Raw genomic sequence first — 18,840 nt, 5'->3', positions numbered from 1 at the left:
TCACTCGACTCGATCGGGATCCATGCAGCAGCGGAAGCCCGTGGAGTAATCGTGGTAACGGAAGTCGTGCGCGGTGGTCTGGTAGGAGCAACCCTCGCCGTTCAACGACGTGTCCATGTAGAAGCCGCCGCGGAACGTGCCGTCGCGATCCTCGATCCACTCGTGCAGGTTGCCGACCATGTCGAAGACGCCGTACTCGTTCGTGCACTCGGCGCGCATGCCGGTCTCGAAGAGCGAGTCCGGGAGCTGGTTGATGAGCGGCTGGTTCATGCCGTCCGACCAGCGGCGATCGTCGGGGATGCCGAGGCGCAAGGCGACCTCGACGACGGGGTGCGCGCGGCGGATGTCGTCGTTGCAGACGCGGCTCTTGCGCTCGTCGCCGTAGGGGAAACGGGTGCGGTTCGGGCCGCGGCAGGCGCGCTCCCACTCGTCGGCGGCGCAGAGGCGCTTGCCCGAGGCCTGGCAGGCGCGCTGCGCTTGCTCCCCGCTGATGTAGCCCTGCGGGACCACACCGGGCCGCGAGACGGCACGCACGGAGGCTTCGTGTCCATCCACGGGGTGGAACGGCGACCACCCGCGCACCTCGCCGCTCGCGAGCCGCTCGACGAGCGAACCCTCCCAGCGATCGACACAGACGCGGTTGTCGACGAGCGCCATCTCTGCCGGGCAACGCGAGGTGTTCGCGAGGATCTCGCTGTCCACGTCCTCGGCCATGGAGCGCCACGCAGCCGCGGCGAGGCGCGTCTCGACCGTGACGACGCGCGCCTCGGTGGCCCGCACCGCGATGGGCCGCTCGGCGGGCGCGACCGGCGCTTGCCGAAGGGCGGACGCGACGCGGGTGTTCGCGCTCGGCTCCTTCACGGCGTGGAGCTGCGAGAGCCCGCCCGGGGTAGCACAGCCGACGGCCCCTGATCCGAGAACGGCCGCCACGACGAGACGGACGAAGCTGGAAACGTGCCGTGCAACGCGACGCGTGTGGAGGCTGGATCGCAGCGGTTGCCCAGGAGGGCTGGGCGCTCGCCAGTCTGCGTCGTCCGCCTTCGTCGCCACGAGCGTCGAAGATGCCTGCGGACGCGCCGAGACGCAATGGAGAAAAATGCCAACGCCCGCCGGCGGGATCGTCTTCCCACGCTTTCATCGCTTGACAGCGGGATGGAAGCTGTTCGGAACGTCTATATTTGGAGGTCCAACCATTGGACCACGGACGGGTTTGTCCGCGAGGGCGCGCTCGCCGGGGAGGCGCCCTCGCGGTTCGGGCGAGAGGGGTTCACTCGTGGATGCCGGTGCCGAGATCGGCCGCGTTCCACCGGAAGTTGTCGAGCAGGACGAGCGAGTCGAGGATGGTGTCGGTCACGTCGAAGATCATGAGCTCGAGCGTGACCTTCTCGCCGGGCACGACGGAGGCGGTGTTGAAGAGCCAGTCCGTGCCGCCACCGACGTTGTCGAGTTGCATGCCCGTTCCCGTGAGCTCGCCCGAACCCGAGGGGCACGTGTTGCAGCCCTTGGCGACGCAGACCTGGAACAAGCTGTTGTTGACGCTGACGGGGTTACCCGAACCGTCCTTCGCGATGTTCTTGTCGGTCGGCAGGCCCATGGCGCCCGACTGGAGCAACGCGAGGAAGAAGTCGTTGTACGACGAGCACTGCCAGCTCTTGTATTCCGAGGAGAAGAATCGGAACTGGTACTCGAACGACTTCGCGTTCGTGGGGACACGAATGTCGAGCCGCACGTTGATCGAGTCGTTCGCGCCCGTGCCCGACGAGCAGCTGCCGTTGCAGCCCTGCGACGAAGGCAGCTTGCCGCCGTTCGCGAGCAGGTACGGGGCAGGCGGGTTGCCGTTGATGCTGTGGCTCGTGCTCGTCCCGGTGTACCCCACGTCGTCCTGGTCACGCATGACACCGCTGGAGATGCCGGCCATCGTGAGGCCCTTCTGCGGCTTCACGACCGAGCCGTACCCCGTCATGATCGCGGTCGACTTGTCCTGCAGGACCGAAAGCTGGGCCGCGGTCGGCGTCGAGCCGTCGGCGAGGACGAGCTTGGCGCCGAGCACGCCCCACTTCTTGAACTCTCCCGCCGGCGGGTTTTCCGGCACGAACTGGCAGAGCTCCATGGCCTTCGCCACGTCCTCGGCCGTGACCGCGGCGAACTTCGCCGACGAGCTGCAGGGCGGCGCCTCGACGTTGTCGGGCGTCGTCGGGTCGCAGTCGTTGTCGACGCCGTCGTTGGTGAACTCGAAAGCGCCGGGGTTGACGGCCTTCGGGTTCGGGCAGCCGGGGCTCAGGAAGTCGCAGCAGTCGCCGCCGCCGCACGAGCTGTAGCCGTCGCCGTCGAAGTCACCGGCGGAGTCGTCGGCCGCGCCGTTGCAGTCGTCGTCGATGGCGTTCGCGCAGATCTCGTACTTCGGAAGCACCTGGCCTTTGCAATCCCCCCAGCCCGAGCCGTCTTCCTTGCACGTCTGCGTGCCGGCCTTGCACGGCCCGATGCCGAGCGTGCCCGGCAAACCCTGGTAGCAAGACTGCGTCTGGCCCGGCACGCAGGTGCACGGGCCGTCCTGCAGCGTGTTCCACTCGCAGCCGTCCGACGGGTCGTTGTTGCAGTCGGAGAAGCCGGGCTTGCAAGCGCCGAGCGAGCAGAGGCCGTTGTCGCAGACCGCCGTGCCGTTCGGCGGGCCGCCCATGACCGGCGGGGTCTGCGTGTCGTCGAGGACCCACGCATTCGAGCAGGAGTTGTTGCAGAAGCCGCAGTTGTTCTCGTCGTTCGAGAAGTCGTAGCAGCTCGAGGAGCAGCAGCTGAAGCCAGCCTGGCAAGGCTGGGTCGCCGAGCAGCCGGGGATGCAGGTCTTCGAGATGCAGATCGAGCCCGGGAAGCAGTCGGTGTCGACAATGCAGCCGTCGCTGCACTGGTTCTTCATGGTGTCGCAGACCTGCGCGCCCAGGCAGTCAGCCTTGTGCGTGCAGCCGACCTTGCACTTCCCCTCGTCCTTGTTGCAGTACTGCCCGAGGCCGCAGTCGTCGACGAGCGGGTCGCCGCTCGGGATGCACTCGACGCACTTGCCCGTGTCGGCGTTGCAGATCGTACCGCCGGGATCGTTCGCGCAATCGCCGTCGACCACGCATCCCGTGGGCCCGGCGCCCGCGCCGCCCGCGCCGCCTGTGCCGCCGGTGCCGCCCGCGCCGCCCATGCCCCCGGTTCCGGCACCGCCGGTGCCGCCGCTCCCGCCGTCGCTCACGTTCGACGTGCCTGCCGAGCCGCCCCCTCCTCCGCCGACGTCCGCGGCGCAGCCGGCCGCGGCCGCGTATGCGACGAGCGCCGGGACGAGCAGGGTCGAAAGCGAAAAACGCATGTCGTTCCGCCTCGTACGCTTCATCATCTCGAAATACCTCTTCGTAAAATCGCGAGCGGGCCGAGCCCGCACCATCCGAAGCCCGAGGCCGCGCGCCGCGCTCACGAAGAGCGCAGCGCGCAGCGGATCACTTGTGGACGCCGGCGGCCGCCGCCTTGATGTCCCAACGGAAGTAGTCGAGCAGCACCGTCGAATCGACGTTCGAGTCGCCCGCGTCGGCGATGATGAACTCGATCTCGATGGTCTCGCCGGGCACGACGGGCGCGTCGTTCACGAGCCACACCGTGCCGCCGCCGTCCTTGTAGTCGCCGCTCCAGCCGCCCATGCCCGTGCCGAGGAGCTCGAGCACGCCGGCCGGACAGGCGCCCGGCGGCGAGATCGGCGAGGGGAAGCAGACCTCGTAGAACGCGTTGTTGACGGTGATCGTCTTGCCGGTTGAGTCCTTGGCGATGTTGCGATCCGCGGGGAGCGGAGCCTGAGGCGGGTTCGCCATCGGATCGGGCGTCCAGTTGCTCTTCAGGAGCGCGAGGAAGAAGTCGTTGAACTGGCCGCAGCTGTACTCGGGGTACTCCGAGGTGTAGCTCTTCAGCCGATACGAGAACGACCGCGCGTTCGTCGGCACGCGGATGCGCATCTTGAAGTTGACCGAGTCGAACGCCTTCGTGCAGTTCTCGCCGACGCACGCCGGGCATTCCGGGGGCGAGGGGAGCTTGCCGCCGTTCGCCGCGAGGTAGGGCGCCGGGATCGGGCAGACCGTGTTCGCCTTGTAGTTGCCCTTCTGGATTTCGGGATCGGGCCCGTTTTGCGGGTGGATGAAGCCGAGGTCGCCCTCGTCGCGCGCCGTGCCCGTCGAGAGCACGGCCATCGTCGTGCCCTTCTTCGGCAGCACGTTCGGCCCGTAGTTCGCGAGCACGCCGACCTGCACGTCCTTCGGCACGACCGCGTTCGTCCCGTCGGCGAGCTGGAGGTAGCTCGCGATCACGCCCCACTTTTTCTGGGGGAGCGGCGGGTTTTCCGTCGTGAACTGGCAGAGGTCCATCGCCTTCACGAGCTCGAGCGTGCTCGTCGGCGTGGCGAGCGGCGGATCGGTGCAATCGACCGCGGCGACGTCGTCCTTCGTCGAGGGATCGCAGTCGTCGTCGATGCCGTTGCCGAGGTACTCGAACGCGCCGGGGTTCACGCTCCCCGGGATGTCGCACTTGACGTCGTTGTCGCAGCAGTCGCCGTCGCCGATGGTCCAGCCGTCCATGTCCTTGTCGACGGCCAGCGGATCGCCGCCCTCACCACCGCCGCCGCCCGCGCCGCCGGCCCCGCCGAGGCCCCCGGCTCCGCCGGCACCACCTGCGCCGCCGGCTCCGCCCGCGCCGCCGAGGCCGCCCTCACCGCCGGTGCCGCCGGTGCCGCCGGTGCCGCCCGTGCCGCCCACGCCGCCGGTGCCGCCCGTGCCGCCGGTTCCCCCGGTGCCGCCGATGCCGCCCACTCCGCCGGTGCCGCCCGTGCCGCCGCCGGTTCCCCCGGTGCCGCCCGTCGCGCCCGCGCCGCCCGTGCCGCCGGTCGCGCCGCTACCACCTTGGCCCCCCGTGCCGTCGTCCGAGCACGACGCGAGGCCGAGGGCGCCCGCGAGCAGAAGCAGCGAGCTTGAAAAGAGAAGGGTACGAGCCATCAGGAAAACCTCCGGGAGCAACGCGCCGGCGCGGCGCCGCCCGAATGCGCGCGGTGGTGCGGCCACGTGGAGCACCCGCCGCGCATGTCGGATCCGGAGCGCGCGCCTGCCGGGAGTGCGGCTCCGATCAAGCGGGCCGAAGCGACTTCCGGAGCATCGTCTCAGATTTCCGCGTGCGGCTCAACTCGGACGAACGAAGTCGATCCACGGCCGACGCGAGCTGCAGCCGTGCAAACGAACGGCTCCCATCGTGGGAGAACTCGCGATCCTGGGAGGGAATGCGGACGGAGGAAGGGCGGCGCGCCCGGGGTTCTCTGTCGCCGGGCGCGCGGGCGAGGGAGGGTCAGTAGCTCGTGACCTGCGCGAAGCAGGCGTCGTATGCGTCGTTGCAGTCGGGCAGGGCGCTGTCCGAGATGCAGTTGGCGAGCTCCTGGAGCGCGGCGTTGTTGAAGGGATTCGTCTCGAGCTGGCAGCCCTGCGTGTCGAAGGTCTCGCCGTTGATGCAGAGCTGGTTGGAGATCGTCTCGCAGGCGAGGGCCGCGTCGGCCGAGGGGCAGGCCGCGCCGTACATCTTGCCGACGCAGTCCGCGACCTGCTGATCGTCGCAGGCGTTCGCGGGCTCGACGCCGATGTCCGAGAGACAGTTCTGGAGCACGGTGGCCGCGCCGCGCGTGTAGATCTCGAAGCCGCGCTTGCACGTGCCGTAGCCGGGGGGGTCGAACTCGATGGGGTTGCCGTTCGGGTCGGTGCCCGGGCACTGGGCCGCGGGGCCCTCCGGCTTGGGCGTGATGTTCATGGCGTCGCAGGCGGCGACACTGCCGTCGCCGTCCTCGGGGCCGACGCAGTTGGAACCGCCGCCCTCACCGCCGGTGCCGCCGGTGCCGCCGGTGCCGCCGACGCCGCCCGTGCCGCCCTGGCCGCCCGTGCCGCCCGTGCCGCCCGAGGCGCCGACACCCGCGCCGCCGTCGCCACCGTTGCCGCCGGTGTTGTTGTTGGGATCCGAGACGATGATGCAGCCGCTGCTGAGGGCCGCGGCCGTGAGGAACGAAGTAAGAACCAAGGCAAACGTCGAGCGAGACTGCATGTTCCGAAACCTCCGGAGTGTAGGAGGCGCCGAGGGCCCGGGGGGGTGGGGCTCCGGCGCGGACGATTTCAAGAAGTGTCAGCGTAGTACGAGCGGCCCGGCGGATCCTTCAAAACCGAACCGTGCTCCGTACGCCCGTTCAGCGATCGCGGCAGATCCGTTCAGCCGGCTCCCTCACGGACGGGGGAGCGCGCAGATTTTCTGCGGATCTCGCTTGCAAGCGTCGTGGGGCTTTGCTAGACACCGCGCTCCGTTTTCCTGGAGGCGATCACCTTTGGTGTTCGTCTCTCCCGAAGCCGTAACGGCGCTTCGGACTCAGCTCGCCTCTTCGGCCGCCGTGGGACACCCCCCGGTGACGCGGAGAGGGTTTCTCGTCGCGAGACGTCGGGTTGATGTTCCGGAACGTACGACGGCAGGGCTCGGTTCGACAGGCGTAACGCTGGTCGACCGGGTTGGCCAACGACCGGGCGCCCTGGGCCGAACCGGCCCCCTGTCTGCGAGGTTTCTCGGATGCTAAGCAAGGCCAGTGCGATGTTTTCGCGGATCTCTCCGCGAAAGGCGCGCATGATTGCGGACCTGGTCCGCGGACGTGATGCAGCGGATGCGATCCAGCTGCTCCAGTTCACGGAGAAGTCAGCCGCGCCGGTGATCAAAAAGGTCATCGAGAGCGCGGTGGCGAACGCCCGCCAGGGTGGCGCCGACGTCGACGCTTTGTTCATCAGCAAGGCGACGGTCGACAAGGGCCCGAACAAGTTCAACCGCCGCTGGCGCCCCCGTGCGATGGGGCGCGCGACGAAAGTCGTGAAGGGCGTCTCTCACATCGTGATCGAGCTCAGCGAGCGCAAGTAAAGGAACACGGCTTCCATGGGACAGAAGACCCATCCGTACGGCTTCCGCGTCGGCGTGATCAAGACGTGGAGCAGCAAGTGGTACGAGGACGGCAACGCGTACCAGAAGTGGCTCCACGAGGACATCCGCATCAAGCGGGCGATCAAGCAGTACCTCTACAACGCGAACATCGCGAGCGTGGAGATCGAGCGCGCCGCGAACCGGGCCAAGGTCATCGTCTACACGGCGCGTCCGGGGATGGTGATCGGCAAGGGCGGCAAGGGCATCGAGACCCTGAAGGGTGGCAACGTCGGCACCGCGACCAAGGGTGAGACGGTGTTCCCGGGCGTCGCCTCCTTCACGGACAACGAGGTCTTCATCGACGTCCAGGAGGTCCGGAAGGCGGAGACGAACGCGCAGCTCGTCGCGGAGAACATCGCGACGCAGCTCGAGCGCCGCATCGCGTTCCGCCGCGCCATGAAGAAGGCCGTGGCGACGGCGATGAAGTTCGGCGCGAAGGGCATCCGCGTTCGGTGCGCGGGCCGGCTCGGCGGCAGCGAGATGAGCCGGGTCGAGACGTACCGCGAGGGTCGGGTTCCGCTCCACACGCTGCGCGCCGACATCGAGTTCGGCCTCGCTGAGGCGAGGACGAAGGTCGGCATCATCGGCGTGAAGGTGTGGATCTTCAAGGGTGAGGTTCTCCAGCGCAAATCGCGCCGGATTCAGTAGGACAGACCGATGCTGTCTCCCAAGCGAACGAAGTTCCGCAAGATGCAGAAGGGCCGCATTCGCGGGGTTGCGACCTCGGGAAGCGACGTGTCCTTCGGTGATTTCGGCCTGCAGGCGCTCGAGCCCGCGCGCATCACGTCTCGCCAGATCGAGGCTGCGCGTATGGCAATTCAGCGGCACTGCAAGCGCGCGGGTAAGCTCTGGATCCGCATCTTCCCGGACCGACCGGTGACGAAGAAGCCGCTCGAGGTCCGCATGGGTGGCGGAAAGGGTGCGCCGGAGGAGTGGGCCGCGGCGGTGCGGCCGGGCCGCGTCATGTACGAGATCTCGGGCGTGCCCGAGGAGATGGCGCGTGAGGCGTTCCGCCTCGCCGGGCACAAGCTCCCGATGGCGTGCAAGTTCATCGCTCGCGGGATCGTGTGAGGTATTCGAGATGAAGGCGAAGGATCTGCGCGAACGCACGACGGAGCACCTGCAGGAGCTCGAGAAGAACCTCGGCCGTGAGGTGTTCGACGCCAAGTTCAAGAACTTCACGAACCGGCTGAACGACACGTCGGCGATCCGCAAGGCGCGCCGCGATCTCGCCCGGGTCAAGACGATCCTCCAGCAGCGTGCCAGCGAGTCGGCGGCAGCGGCGGAAGGGAACAAGTAGAGCCATGGCAACGAACGAGGCGAACGCGACCGCCGCCGGGCAGGCTCAGGCCGAGACGACCGCGAAGCCGCACGGCTTCCGACGCAAGCTCGTCGGGCGCGTGAAGAGCAACAAGTGCGACAAGACCGTCGTGGTCGAGGTTGTGCGTAACTCGCCGGATCCGGTCTACAAGAAGTACGTCCGGGCTCGCGAGCGCTACAAGGCGCACGACGAGAAGAACGAGTACAAGGTCGGTGACCGCGTGGAGATCCAGGAGCACCGCCCGATCTCGCGCGAGAAGCGCTGGATCGTCACGAAGCTCATTTCCCGCCCGGTGGAGGAGTAGCCATGATCCAGGTCACGACGCATCTCGAAGTGGCTGACAACTCCGGGGCTCGGGTCGTCAAGTGCATCAAGGTTCTCGGTGGCTCGCGTCGCAAGTACGCGGGGCTCGGCGATGTGATCGTCGTGTCCATCAAGGAAGCCATGCCGGGCACCAAGGTGAAGAAGGGCGACACGGCGCGGGCGGTGGTGGTGCGCACGGCGCGTGAGTATCAGCGTTCGGACGGCACCTACATCAAGTTCGACACCAACAGCGCGGTGCTGATCAACAAGGAGAAGGAGCCGATCGGGACCCGTATCTTCGGGCCGGTGGCTCGCGAGCTCCGCGCGAAGAAGTTCATGAAGATCATCTCGCTCGCGCCGGAGGTGCTCTGATGCGACGGCTCCGAGTCGGTGACCTCGTGCAGGTCATCAGCGGCAAGGACAAGGGCAAGCAGGGTCGCGTGACGAAGGTCCTCGCGGAGGACGACAAGGTCGTCGTCGAGGGGATCAACGTGGTGACGCGCCATCAGCGCCCCACGCCGCGCAACCAGCAAGGCGGCAAGATCACGAAGGAGGCGCCGCTCCATGCCTCCAAGGTGATGCCGGTGGATCCGACGACGGGCAAGCCCACGCGGGTGAAGTCTACGATCGTCGATGGCAAGAAGCAGCGCACCGCGAAGAGCGGCGCCGTGATCGCGGCAGGCTGAGCCATGGCGGACAAGAAGGAAGAAAAGGGCAAGGGCAAGGGCGAAAAGCCCAAGGACGCCAAGCCGGCGGCTGCGAAGCCGCAGGCGGCTGCGGCCGGCAAGGGTGGCAAGGAAGCCGGGAAGGGCGGCAAGGGCAAGGGCGAGGCGAAGGCCACGTCGCAAGCCGAAGTCGCTGACGTTCCGCGCGATCCGAGCTACACGCCGCGTCTGCGCAACAAGTACCGGGACGCTGTCGGGCCCGCGCTTTCGAAGCGCTTCGGGTACAAGAACCCGATGATGGTGCCGCGCCTCGAGAAGGTCGTGATCAACATGGGCCTCGGCGCTGCCGTCGGGAACCCGAAGATCATCGACTCCGCTGTCGAGGACATGCGGGCGATCTCGGGCCAGAAGCCGGTCGTGACGCGCGCCCGCAAGTCGATCGCGACGTTCAAGCTCCGCGAGAACCTCCCGATCGGCGTGATGGTGACGCTGCGCGGGGAGCGGATGTGGGAGTTCGTCGATCGCCTGATCAGCTTCTCCCTGCCGCGCGTGCGTGACTTCAAGGGCGTGAGCCCGAAGGGCTTCGACGGCAAGGGCAATTTCACGATGGGTCTGCGCGAGCAGATCATCTTCCCTGAGATCGACTACGACAAGGTCGACGTCGTGAAGGGAATGAACATCTCGTTCGTGACGACCGCGCGCACCGACGAGGAGGGACGAGCCCTTCTCACGGAGCTTGGGATCCCGTTCAGGCATTGAGGAACGTTCGATGGCCCGTGCAAAAGAATTCGCCAAGCTGAACCGGCCGCCCAAGTTCGCCGTGCGGCACCGGAACCGTTGCAAGGTGTGCGGCCGTTCGCGGGCTTATTACCGCGATTTCGAGCTCTGCCGCATCTGTCTTCGTACGTTCGCGCTCCGAGGCGAGCTGCCGGGCGTGATCAAGGCGAGCTGGTGATGCCATGATGACCGATCCTGTCGCCGACATGCTGACCCGGATCCGGAACGCCGCCCTCGCGCGGCACGATCGGACCGAGGTTCCTGCAAGCAAAATGAAGCAGGCCGTTGCCGAGATCCTCAAGTCCGAGGGGTACATCGCGGACGTGCGGCCGAGCGACGGCAACCCTGGGAAGTTGACGATCGTGCTGAAGTACGGGCGTGACCGCTCGAGCGCGATCGACGGAGTCCGTCGGGTGAGCCGTCCGGGGCGACGCGTGTACGTCAAGCACGACCGCATCCCCCGCGTGCTCTCCGGCCTCGGGATCTCGATCCTGAGCACCTCCCACGGCCTGATGAGCGACCGCGACGCCCGCAAAAACAAGCTCGGAGGCGAGCTCATCTGCGAGGTGTGGTGATGCAGACGGCTACGACGCAACAAGGCGAGGCCTCCAAGACTTCGCGCATCGGCAAGCGACCGGTGGACGTCCCCAAGGGCGTCACCGTGTCGGTGCAGGGGCGCAAGGTCGAGATCAAGGGCACCAAGGGCCAGCTCGCGCGCGAGCTGCCTTCGACCGTCGACGTGAAGGTCGAAGGCGCGAAGCTGCACGTGACCTCGACGGCTCCCGGGCGTGATGGCTCGCGGCTGCAGGGGCTCGTGCGGGCGCTGCTCGCCGGCATGGTGAAGGGCGCGGCCGACGGCTACGAGCGAGTGCTCGAGCTGAAGGGCACCGGTTACCGTGTCGACCTGAAGGGCACGACGCTCACGTTCGCGCTCGGGTATTCGCACCCGGTCGTGTTCAACGTGCCGAAGGGCCTCACGGCGACGATTCCGGCGGATTCGAAGGGCACGGTCCTCGTTCTGACGGGCGCCGACAAGGAGCTCATCGGGCAGACGGCCGCGACGATCCGTGGCTTCCGTCCGCCGGAGCCCTACGGTGGCAAGGGCGTTCGTTATCGTGGCGAACGCGTTCGCGAGAAGGCCGGTAAGGCTGGCGGTAAGGGCGGCAAGAAGTAACCGAGCGGGGCGACCTCGTGTCGCCCCTACAGGTACGGGGTTACGACCATGGCTATGAAGATCGTCGGACGGGAGCGCCGCAAGCTCCGTATTCGCAAGAAGGTGAACGGCTCGCCCGCTCGCCCGCGCCTCACCGTCTTCCGCAGCGCGAAGCACATCTACGCGCAGGTGATCGACGACACGACGGGTCAGACCGTCGCGCACGCGTCGACGCTGTCGAAGGACCTGAAGGGCACGCTCGACAACGACAACAAGGTCGACGCGGCCAAGAAGGTCGGGGCGCTCATCGCCAAGATCTGCAAGTCGAAGAAGATCGACCGTGTCGTGTTCGATCGGAACGGCTACCTCTATCACGGGCGCGTGAGCGCCCTCGCTCAGGCCGCGCGGGAGGCGGGGCTCGAGTTCTAGCCCCGAAGGCGCCGGACCCGCGGGGGTCTCGGGCAAAACGTCTCGGGCGATAGCGAAGACTTCACGGACGACGAAGAAGGCACGGTATGGCGTTCGATCAGGTCGACGAAGAAAAGCTCAAGGAGCGGGTGATCCACATCAACCGCGTCGCCAAGGTCGTGAAGGGCGGGCGGCGCTTCAGCTTCTCGGCGCTCGTCGTTGTGGGCGACGAGTCGGGACATGTGGGCGTCGGCCTGGGCAAGGCCAACGAGGTTCCGGAGGCGATCCGGAAGGGCAACGACCAGGCCCGCAAGAACATCTTCCGCATCCCGCTCGACGGGGCGACGATCCCGCACGACGCGTTCGGGCACGTCGGCGCGGGCAAGGTGCTCTTGAAGCCGGCGAGCCCTGGAACGGGCGTCATCGCGGGCGGTGCGGTGCGCGCGGTCGTCGAGTCCGCGGGCATCCACGACGTTCTCTCGAAGTCGCTCGGCACGAGCAACCCGCACAACGTCGTTCACGCGACGGTGGCGGCCCTCAAGGCGCTGAAGAGCGTGGAGCAGGTCGCGGGCAGGCGCTCGATGCAGGTGGACGACGTGGGTTGGCAGCGCAAGGGCGGCAGCGCGACGGGCGCGACGAACCGTCGTCGTGCGAGTCAGATGCCCCCCGCTCGCAACCCGCGCGAGGGGGGTGAAGGAGGTACGCCGTGAAGAGCCATCTCCGCGTGCGGCAGACGGGCAGCGTGACGAACCAGACGGAGCACACGCGCAAGGTTTTGCGGGGCCTCGGCCTTCGCAAGCCGGGCCATGAGGTTCTCGTGGAGAACACGCCCTCGTTCCGTGGCATGGTCAAGAAGGTGATCCACCTCGTTTCGGTCGAGGAAGTCGACGGCAACGGCGCGCAGGCGTCGAAGTAAGAAAGCGAAGCAGCATGGACATCCTCTCGAAGCTTCAGGCCCCGGAAGGCGCCAACAAGAAGGAGACCCGCGTCGGCCGCGGCGTGGGCTCCGGCCTCGGCAAGACGGCGGGTCGTGGCCAGAAGGGCCAGAAGGCCCGGTCGACGGGCAACATCGGCAAGAAGCACTTCCAGGGCGGCCAGACGCCGATTCAGCGTCGCCTCCCGAAGCGCGGCTTCCGCAACCCGCTCGCGGCGATCGTCGCGAACGTGAACGTCGGCGACCTCGAGATCTTCGAGGCTGGCGCGGACGTGAACCAGGAGGCGCTGGAGGGCAAGCGCCTGCTCCAGGGTCGTTACGACCTCATCAAGGTGCTCGGCGACGGCGAGCTCACGAAGAAGCTCACCGTGACGGCGCACCGGTTCTCGAAGAGCGCCATCGCCAAGATCGAGGCGGCGGGCGGCAAGGCGATCGTGCTTGCGCCCGGCAAGGCTTCGGCGCAAGCCTAACGTCCTTTCGGCTCGAGCCCCCCCAAGGCAGCACACCGACGTACCATGGCCACACTCGCGGGAATTGCGAACTTCCACAAGGTCCCGGAGCTCCGGCGCAGGGTGATCTTCACCCTCGTGATGCTGGCCGTGTACCGCATCGGGGTCTTCGTCACGGTCCCCGGCGTCGACCGCGCCGCCATGTCGAAGTACATGGCCAAGCAGTCGGGCGGTTTGCTGAACTTCTTCAACATGTTCTCCGGCGGCGCGCTGGAGAACTTCTCCCTCTTTGCGCTCGGGATCATGCCGTACATCTCGGCATCGATCATCATCCAGCTGATGGGCATGGTCTACAAGCCCATCGACGAGCTGCGCAAAGAGGGAGAGCAGGGGCGGCGCAAGATTGATCAGTACACGCGCTACGGCACGGTCGCGCTGTCGCTCTTCCAGGCGTACGGCAGCGCCAAGCTCGTCGAGGGCTGGTCGGCCTCGGACGCGGGCGCGGGCATCGTCACGCACCCGGGTCTCGGCTTCCAGCTCATGACGATGATCACGCTGACCACGGGAACGGCGTTTCTCATGTGGATCGGCGAGCAGATCACGGAGCGCGGCATCGGCAACGGCATCTCGCTCCTGATCTTCGCGGGTATCGTGACGGGCGTGCCGGGCTGGGTGGGTAGCTATCTCGCGACGAACGCGGGCAACATCCAGCCGCTCACGATCTCTGCGGTCGGCGCGTTCGTCGTGGCTGCGATCGCGGTGATCGCGTTCTTCGAGAACGGTCGCCGGCAGATCCCGATCGTTTATTCGCGTCGGCAGGTGGGGCGTCGCGTGTACGGCGCGCAGAACGCGCACCTGCCGCTCAAGGTGAACACGGCGGGCACGATCCCGCCGATCTTCGCCTCCTCGCTGCTCATGTTCCCCGCGACGCTGGCGAACATGAACGTGCCGGGTGCGGACAAGCTCCAGTCGATCATCAGCGGCGGCGGCTGGGTGTTCAACACCGGCTACGCGCTCCTGATCGTGTTCTTCTGCTACTTCTACACGAGCGTCACGTTCCAGCCGGTCGACGTGGCGGAGAACCTGAAGAAGCAGCAGGCGAACATCCCTGGCATTCGCCCGGGCAAGCAGACGGCGGACTACATCCAGGGCGTGATGAATCGCATCACGTTCGGCGGGGCGATGTACGTCGCGGCCGTGTGTGTCTTGCCGTCGGTGGTTGGTGACCTCCTGCGTGTGCAGATTACGTTTGGCGGGACGTCCCTGATGATTGTCGTGGGTGTTGCGCTTGATACGGTCAACCAGATCGAGGCGCAGCTCATCACGCGCAGCTACGAAGGGCTCACCGGCCCTGGGGCGAGCCGCATTCGGGCGCGGCGCCTCCCCGAGGGATGAGAAGGGAGATCTTCGGATGATCGCGATCTTGGTTGGTCCGCCCGGTTCGGGCAAAGGCACGCAGGCGAAGGTTCTCACCGGCAAGTTTGGGATCCCGCAGATCTCGACGGGTGACATGCTTCGCGCTGCCAAGGCAGCCGGCACGCTCGATCCGCAGTACCGCGCGATCATGGACGCGGGCGGCCTCGTTCCGGACCAGGCGATGATCGATCTCATCGACAAGCGCATCGACGATGCGGACTGCAAGAACGGGTTCTTGCTGGATGGTTTTCCGCGTACGGTCCCCCAGGCCGAGGCGCTTGAGCGTCTGCTTGCGGGTCGGAGCCTCACGATCGATGCTGTTTTGCAGCTGGATGTGGCGCGATCTCTCCTGGAGGAGCGCTTGATCCACCGTCGGACCGACAAAAGGTCTGGACAGATCTACCATCTCGTCTATAATCCGCCGCCCCCGGATGCCGAGCTAGAGCATCGGGCGGACGATCGGCCGGAGGCCGTCGGAAAGCGTCTCGATGCGTACGAGGCGATGACGGCGGCACTTCTGCCCTACTACGAAGCAAAAGGTCTCCTCCGGCGTGTCGATGGTGTCGGCAAACCCGAGGAGGTCACGGCGAGGGTGCTCGGGGCCCTTGGCCGAGCGCATCCGGAAGAGTCATGAGGCGATCGAACCAAAGCTCGAAACCCGCGAAGGAACCGAAGGGCGACAAGCTCGAGTTCGATGGTGTCGTTCAGGAGGCTCTTCCGAACGCGATGTTTCGGGTAAAGGCCGACAATGGTCTCGGGGTGCTCGCGACCATCAGCGGCCGGATGCGTCAGTACTACATCAAGATTTTGCCCGGCGATCGCGTTACGGTCGAGGTTTCGCCCTACGACCCGACGCGTGGCCGGATCACGTATCGTCACAAGTAGACCAAGCAGCCCAAATAGCGGAGCGAGGACAGGGAACGGAGCCGCGTCATGAAGGTGCGACCGAGCGTCAAAAAAATCTGCGACAAGTGCAAGGTGGTGCGCCGTCGCGGCGTCGTGCGCGTGATCTGCGAGAACCCTCGCCACAAGCAGCGTCAGGGCTGAGCTGGAGCAACCATGGCACGTATTGCTGGCGTCGATCTCCCGCGTCGTAAGCATCTCGCGTATGCGCTTCCGTACCTCTATGGTATCGGCCGCGCCCTCGCGAAGCAGATCTGCGCGAAAGCCAAGATCCCCGAGAACAAGCGGGTGGAGGAGCTGAACGACGCAGAGATCAGGACGATCCGCGAGATCCTCGACGCCGAGTACAAGGTGGAGGGCGATCTTCGTCGTGAGGTTCAGCTCAACATCAAGCGGCTGATGGATCTGGGCTGCTACCGCGGTCTTCGGCATCGCCGCGGTCTGCCGGTGAATGGCCAGCGCACGCACACGAATGCGCGTACGCGCAAGGGCCCCCGCAAGGGCATGCTGCAGCGTCGCCCGGCGACGAAGGCGTGACGGGACGTTAGGAAGAGGACGCTATGGCGAGTCCGAAAACGGCGGCCACCAAGGCCAAGCAGAAGAAGAAGGTCAAGAAGAACATCGCGGCTGGGATTGCGCACATCCAGTCGACGTTCAACAACACGGTCGTGACGATCACGGACATCAACGGCAATGCCGTGGCGTGGTCGTCGGCCGGTGCGCGCGGGTTCAAGGGGTCGCGCAAGTCGACGCCCTTCGCTGCGCAGCTCGCTGCCGAAGAGGCGGCGCGGCGGGCGCAGGAGCACGGGATGCGGTCGGTGGCCGTATTCGTGAAGGGCCCTGGCGCCGGGCGCGAGAGCGCGCTCCGTGCGCTGCAGACGGCCGGCTTCAAGGTGACGTTGATCCGCGACGTCACGCCCATTCCGCACAACGGTTGCCGGCCGCCCAAGCGGCGCCGGGTCTGAAGCAGCGCGCGCGGGAGTCCGCTCGAGGTTACGAACATGGCTCGCTACGTTGGTCCTGTCTGCAAGCTCTGCCGCCGCGAAGGCATGAAGCTCTACCTCAAGGGAGAGCGCTGCTACTCGGAGAAGTGTGCCTACACGCGGCGTCCTTACCCGCCCGGCCAGCATGGTCAGGGTCGCATCAAGCTCAGCGAGTACGCCGTCCGGCTCCGCGAGAAGCAAAAGGTGCGTCGCATCTACGGCGTTCTCGAAAGCCAGTTCCACGGCTACTTCCAGGAGGCGAGCCGTCGCAAGGGCCGCACGGGTGAAGAGATGCTGGCGCTCCTCGAGCGTCGCCTCGACAACGTCGTGCATCGGCTCGGCTACGCGGCGTCGCGCTCCGAGGCGCGTCAGCTCGTGCGCCACGGTCACGTGAAGGTGAACGGCAAGCGCCTCGACATCCCGAGCTTCGTGGTTCGGGTGGGCGATCGCGTGGAGCTCACGGAGGGCGCGAAGAAGTTCAAGTTCGTGGCGGCCGCCGTGGCCGGCGCGGACAAGCGCCCGATCGCCTCGTGGCTCGATGCCGACCGCGGGTCGTTCTCGGGTTCGGTCAAGGGCACCCCGGTGCGCGAGGACCTCAACGAGCCGGAGATCCGCGAGCAGCTCGTCGTCGAGTACTACTCGCGCTGATTCTGTTCGCAGGTCGGTGGTCTTGCGGTGAACGTTTCGGAAAGCTGATCGGGGGCGTGCGAGGGAGCGCGGCCCCGATCGCTTTTTGATTGCAGGAAAAGAGCGCCATCCGGCGCGACGCGGGCAGGAGACGGCTTTCGCTCACCGAGTGCGGTGACGGGGTGAGATCTCCGCGCGAACCCCTCGAAGAAAGAGGACGCTGATGACGATGCAGACCAGCGGAAGCATGACGATGATCGCGCGAAACTGGCGCGATCTGATCCGCCCGAAGGGCATTTCGATCGACACGGAGTCGGCGAACAACTTCTACGCGAAGTTCACCTGCGAGCCTCTCGAGCGCGGCTTCGGGATCACGATCGGCAACTCGCTCCGCCGCGTGCTCCTCTCGTCGCTGCAGGGCGCGGCGATCACCGCCGTCCGCATCGAGGGGGCGCTGCACGAGTTCACCACCGTGCCCGACGTCGTCGAGGACGTGAGCGACATCATCCTCAACCTCAAGGAGGTCGTCTTCAAGGCGGCCGCCGCGCGCACCTATACGGTCCGCGTCGACAAAGAGGGCCCGGGGCCGGTGTACGCGCGCGATATCCAGCTCGTCGACGGGCTCAGCGTGCTGAACCCCGATCACCTGATCGCGGTTCTCGACAAGAAGGGCCCGCTCGCGATGGAGCTGACGGTGAACGTCGGCCGCGGCTACGTGCCCGCGGAGCGGAACAAGACGCCGACGATGGCGATCGGGACGATCCCCATCGACGCGCTGTTCTCGCCCATCCGCAAGGTCAACTACACGATCCAGAACGCGCGCGTCGGTCAGGTGACCGATTACGACAAGCTGACGCTCGAGGTCTGGACAAACGGCTCGGTGCTGCCCCAGGACGCGGTCGCGTTCGCCGCGAAGATCCTGAAGGAGCAGCTCTCGATCTGGGTCAACTTCGAGGAGTCGGAGGAGACGAGCTACCAGACGGTGCCGGGCGACGAGGAGCCGCTGAACGAGAACCTCTTCCGCTCGGTCGAGGAGCTTGAGCTCAGCGTGCGCAGCGCCAACTGCCTCCAGAACGCGAACATCACCCTGATCGGCGAGCTCGTGCAGCGGACCGAGCAGGACATGCTGAAGACCAAGAACTTCGGTCGGAAGTCCCTGAAGGAGATCAAAGAGATCCTCGCGAACATGGGGCTTTCGCTCGGTATGAAGATCGACAACTGGCCGCAGCTGCTCGAGCGCTGGAAGGCGCAGCAGGCGCAAGCCTAGAGGGTGCGATATGCGTCATAAGAAGGCGGGGAGGCAGTTTGGTCGGGACACGTCGAGCCGGCGCGCGATGCTGCGCAACTTGACGGCGAACCTGATCACCCACGAGCGCATCGAGACGACGGACGCGAAGGCCAAGGAGCTCCGGCGCGTCGCGGAGCGGCTCATCACCAAGGCCACGCGCCTCGGCAAGATCGCCTATACCGCGCAGAGCGAGCTGTCGGCGGCCGACAAGGCGCGCCGGCTCCACGCCGAGCGTCTCGTCTCGTCGTACGTGCCGCGCTTCGGCGTGAAGGCCGACGGGACCAAGGTCGACGTCGTCGAGAAGGTGATGCTCGACCTCTCGAAGCGCTTCGAGGGCCGGCCCGGTGGCTACACGCGCATCATCAAGCTCGGCAATCGCCGGGGTGACAATGCGCCGATGGTCTACATCGAGTTCATCGACGCGACGCCGGTGACCGACAAGCAGGCTCCCGAGGAGCCGGCTGCGGCGGTGACCGCCGAGCCCACGTCGGCCGCGTCGGCCTCGGCCGAGTCCGCCTCGACGGCGAGCTCGGGCGAGACCGCGTCGAACGAGTAAAGCGCTCCCACGACGAACCCGTGAACGGGGATCGGGTGACCGGTCGCCACCGTTCACG

General features: G+C 66.8%; 28 protein-coding genes. 24 read left to right on the top strand and 4 right to left on the bottom strand.

The features are described from left to right. The 4 genes from KEG38_RS21340 to KEG38_RS21325 all read right to left on the bottom strand — a co-directional run bounded on the left by KEG38_RS21340 (position 1) and on the right by KEG38_RS21325 (position 6,090). Positions 1-930 carry a formylglycine-generating enzyme family protein gene (locus KEG38_RS21340; protein WP_272416927.1) on the bottom strand — a complete coding sequence of 310 codons (930 nt, stop codon included), beginning with the start codon at positions 928-930 and terminating at the stop codon, positions 1-3. Between the two features lie 337 nt (positions 931-1,267). Continuing rightward, the gene (locus tag KEG38_RS21335) at positions 1,268-3,343 is read right to left on the bottom strand and encodes a choice-of-anchor L domain-containing protein (RefSeq protein ID WP_272416926.1); all 2,076 of its coding nucleotides are present in this window, start codon (positions 3,341-3,343) and stop codon (positions 1,268-1,270) included. Between the two features lie 127 nt (positions 3,344-3,470). Then, positions 3,471-5,006: a choice-of-anchor L domain-containing protein gene (locus tag KEG38_RS21330; RefSeq protein ID WP_272416925.1), complete on the bottom strand. Its 1,536-nt coding sequence runs from the start codon at positions 5,004-5,006 to the stop codon at positions 3,471-3,473. Between the two features lie 343 nt (positions 5,007-5,349). Continuing rightward, a complete protein-coding gene (locus KEG38_RS21325) occupies positions 5,350-6,090 on the bottom strand; it encodes a hypothetical protein (RefSeq protein ID WP_272416924.1) in 741 nt (246 codons plus the stop codon). 510 nt (positions 6,091-6,600) lie between these two features. Between KEG38_RS21325 and rplV the strand changes: the two genes are divergently transcribed. The 24 genes from rplV to rplQ all read left to right on the top strand — a co-directional run bounded on the left by rplV (position 6,601) and on the right by rplQ (position 18,782). Beyond that, a complete protein-coding gene (gene rplV / locus KEG38_RS21320) occupies positions 6,601-6,939 on the top strand; it encodes a 50S ribosomal protein L22 (RefSeq protein WP_153821371.1) in 339 nt (112 codons plus the stop codon). A 15-nt stretch (positions 6,940-6,954) separates the two neighbouring features. Further along, positions 6,955-7,647: a 30S ribosomal protein S3 gene (gene rpsC / locus KEG38_RS21315; RefSeq protein ID WP_136935251.1), complete on the top strand. Its 693-nt coding sequence runs from the start codon at positions 6,955-6,957 to the stop codon at positions 7,645-7,647. Positions 7,648-7,656: 9 nt separating this feature from the next. Continuing rightward, on the top strand, positions 7,657-8,070 hold the full coding sequence (gene rplP / locus KEG38_RS21310) for a 50S ribosomal protein L16 (RefSeq protein ID WP_272416923.1): 414 nt from the start codon (positions 7,657-7,659) through the stop codon (positions 8,068-8,070). 10 nt (positions 8,071-8,080) lie between these two features. Continuing rightward, positions 8,081-8,299 carry a 50S ribosomal protein L29 gene (rpmC, locus tag KEG38_RS21305; protein ID WP_272416922.1) on the top strand — a complete coding sequence of 73 codons (219 nt, stop codon included), beginning with the start codon at positions 8,081-8,083 and terminating at the stop codon, positions 8,297-8,299. A gap of 4 nt (positions 8,300-8,303) precedes the next feature. Beyond that, positions 8,304-8,624 carry a 30S ribosomal protein S17 gene (gene rpsQ, locus KEG38_RS21300; RefSeq protein ID WP_271930142.1) on the top strand — a complete coding sequence of 107 codons (321 nt, stop codon included), beginning with the start codon at positions 8,304-8,306 and terminating at the stop codon, positions 8,622-8,624. A 2-nt stretch (positions 8,625-8,626) separates the two neighbouring features. Further along, on the top strand, positions 8,627-8,995 hold the full coding sequence (rplN, locus tag KEG38_RS21295) for a 50S ribosomal protein L14 (protein WP_136935255.1): 369 nt from the start codon (positions 8,627-8,629) through the stop codon (positions 8,993-8,995). Then, positions 8,995-9,309 (top strand): 50S ribosomal protein L24, encoded by a 315-nt coding sequence (gene rplX, locus KEG38_RS21290; RefSeq protein WP_136935256.1) that lies wholly within the window; start codon positions 8,995-8,997, stop codon positions 9,307-9,309. Before rplN ends, rplX begins: the two co-directional genes overlap by 1 nt. Before the next feature lie 3 nt (positions 9,310-9,312). Next, entirely contained in the window at positions 9,313-10,047 is a 735-nt protein-coding gene (gene rplE / locus KEG38_RS21285) for a 50S ribosomal protein L5 (protein ID WP_504968466.1), read from the top strand. Between the two features lie 10 nt (positions 10,048-10,057). Beyond that, the gene (locus tag KEG38_RS21280; protein WP_136935257.1) at positions 10,058-10,243 is read left to right on the top strand and encodes a type Z 30S ribosomal protein S14; all 186 of its coding nucleotides are present in this window, start codon (positions 10,058-10,060) and stop codon (positions 10,241-10,243) included. Between the two features lie 4 nt (positions 10,244-10,247). Further along, positions 10,248-10,640, top strand: coding sequence for a 30S ribosomal protein S8 (gene rpsH / locus KEG38_RS21275; RefSeq protein WP_272416921.1), 393 nt, complete (start codon positions 10,248-10,250; stop codon positions 10,638-10,640). Then, positions 10,640-11,239 carry a 50S ribosomal protein L6 gene (gene rplF / locus KEG38_RS21270; protein WP_272416920.1) on the top strand — a complete coding sequence of 200 codons (600 nt, stop codon included), beginning with the start codon at positions 10,640-10,642 and terminating at the stop codon, positions 11,237-11,239. Before rpsH ends, rplF begins: the two co-directional genes overlap by 1 nt. Before the next feature lie 48 nt (positions 11,240-11,287). Beyond that, positions 11,288-11,647 (top strand): 50S ribosomal protein L18, encoded by a 360-nt coding sequence (gene rplR, locus KEG38_RS21265; RefSeq protein ID WP_136935260.1) that lies wholly within the window; start codon positions 11,288-11,290, stop codon positions 11,645-11,647. An 86-nt stretch (positions 11,648-11,733) separates the two neighbouring features. Continuing rightward, positions 11,734-12,336 carry a 30S ribosomal protein S5 gene (rpsE, locus tag KEG38_RS21260; RefSeq protein WP_272416919.1) on the top strand — a complete coding sequence of 201 codons (603 nt, stop codon included), beginning with the start codon at positions 11,734-11,736 and terminating at the stop codon, positions 12,334-12,336. Next, entirely contained in the window at positions 12,333-12,542 is a 210-nt protein-coding gene (rpmD, locus tag KEG38_RS21255; RefSeq protein WP_372518152.1) for a 50S ribosomal protein L30, read from the top strand. Before rpsE ends, rpmD begins: the two co-directional genes overlap by 4 nt. A gap of 14 nt (positions 12,543-12,556) precedes the next feature. Then, the gene (gene rplO, locus KEG38_RS21250) at positions 12,557-13,030 is read left to right on the top strand and encodes a 50S ribosomal protein L15 (protein ID WP_271930126.1); all 474 of its coding nucleotides are present in this window, start codon (positions 12,557-12,559) and stop codon (positions 13,028-13,030) included. Positions 13,031-13,075: 45 nt separating this feature from the next. After that, the gene (secY, locus tag KEG38_RS21245; RefSeq protein WP_272416918.1) at positions 13,076-14,404 is read left to right on the top strand and encodes a preprotein translocase subunit SecY; all 1,329 of its coding nucleotides are present in this window, start codon (positions 13,076-13,078) and stop codon (positions 14,402-14,404) included. A gap of 16 nt (positions 14,405-14,420) precedes the next feature. Continuing rightward, complete coding sequence (locus KEG38_RS21240) at positions 14,421-15,059, top strand: adenylate kinase (RefSeq protein WP_272416917.1); 639 nt, start codon at positions 14,421-14,423, stop codon at positions 15,057-15,059. Next, complete coding sequence (gene infA / locus KEG38_RS21235; RefSeq protein ID WP_136921418.1) at positions 15,056-15,310, top strand: translation initiation factor IF-1; 255 nt, start codon at positions 15,056-15,058, stop codon at positions 15,308-15,310. The genes KEG38_RS21240 and infA overlap by 4 nt, the downstream gene beginning before the upstream one ends. Before the next feature lie 48 nt (positions 15,311-15,358). After that, positions 15,359-15,472, top strand: coding sequence for a 50S ribosomal protein L36 (rpmJ, locus tag KEG38_RS21230; RefSeq protein ID WP_136935266.1), 114 nt, complete (start codon positions 15,359-15,361; stop codon positions 15,470-15,472). A gap of 12 nt (positions 15,473-15,484) precedes the next feature. After that, entirely contained in the window at positions 15,485-15,865 is a 381-nt protein-coding gene (rpsM, locus tag KEG38_RS21225; protein ID WP_272416916.1) for a 30S ribosomal protein S13, read from the top strand. A 23-nt stretch (positions 15,866-15,888) separates the two neighbouring features. Then, positions 15,889-16,293, top strand: a complete 405-nt coding sequence (gene rpsK / locus KEG38_RS21220) for a 30S ribosomal protein S11 (protein ID WP_136935268.1) — start codon at positions 15,889-15,891, stop codon at positions 16,291-16,293. 36 nt (positions 16,294-16,329) lie between these two features. Then, entirely contained in the window at positions 16,330-16,959 is a 630-nt protein-coding gene (gene rpsD, locus KEG38_RS21215; protein ID WP_272416915.1) for a 30S ribosomal protein S4, read from the top strand. Between the two features lie 208 nt (positions 16,960-17,167). Continuing rightward, on the top strand, positions 17,168-18,205 hold the full coding sequence (locus KEG38_RS21210) for a DNA-directed RNA polymerase subunit alpha (protein ID WP_372518158.1): 1,038 nt from the start codon (positions 17,168-17,170) through the stop codon (positions 18,203-18,205). A gap of 10 nt (positions 18,206-18,215) precedes the next feature. Continuing rightward, positions 18,216-18,782 (top strand): 50S ribosomal protein L17, encoded by a 567-nt coding sequence (gene rplQ / locus KEG38_RS21205; RefSeq protein WP_272416914.1) that lies wholly within the window; start codon positions 18,216-18,218, stop codon positions 18,780-18,782. The last annotated feature ends 58 nt before the right edge of the window (positions 18,783-18,840 follow it).

The organism is Polyangium jinanense, from assembly GCF_028435265.1.
In the GTDB taxonomy this organism is placed as follows: Bacteria; Myxococcota_A; Polyangia; order Polyangiales; family Polyangiaceae; genus Polyangium; species Polyangium jinanense.
Note: the sequence above shows the minus strand (reverse complement) of the source record. Positions and strands in the feature narration are given on the sequence as shown.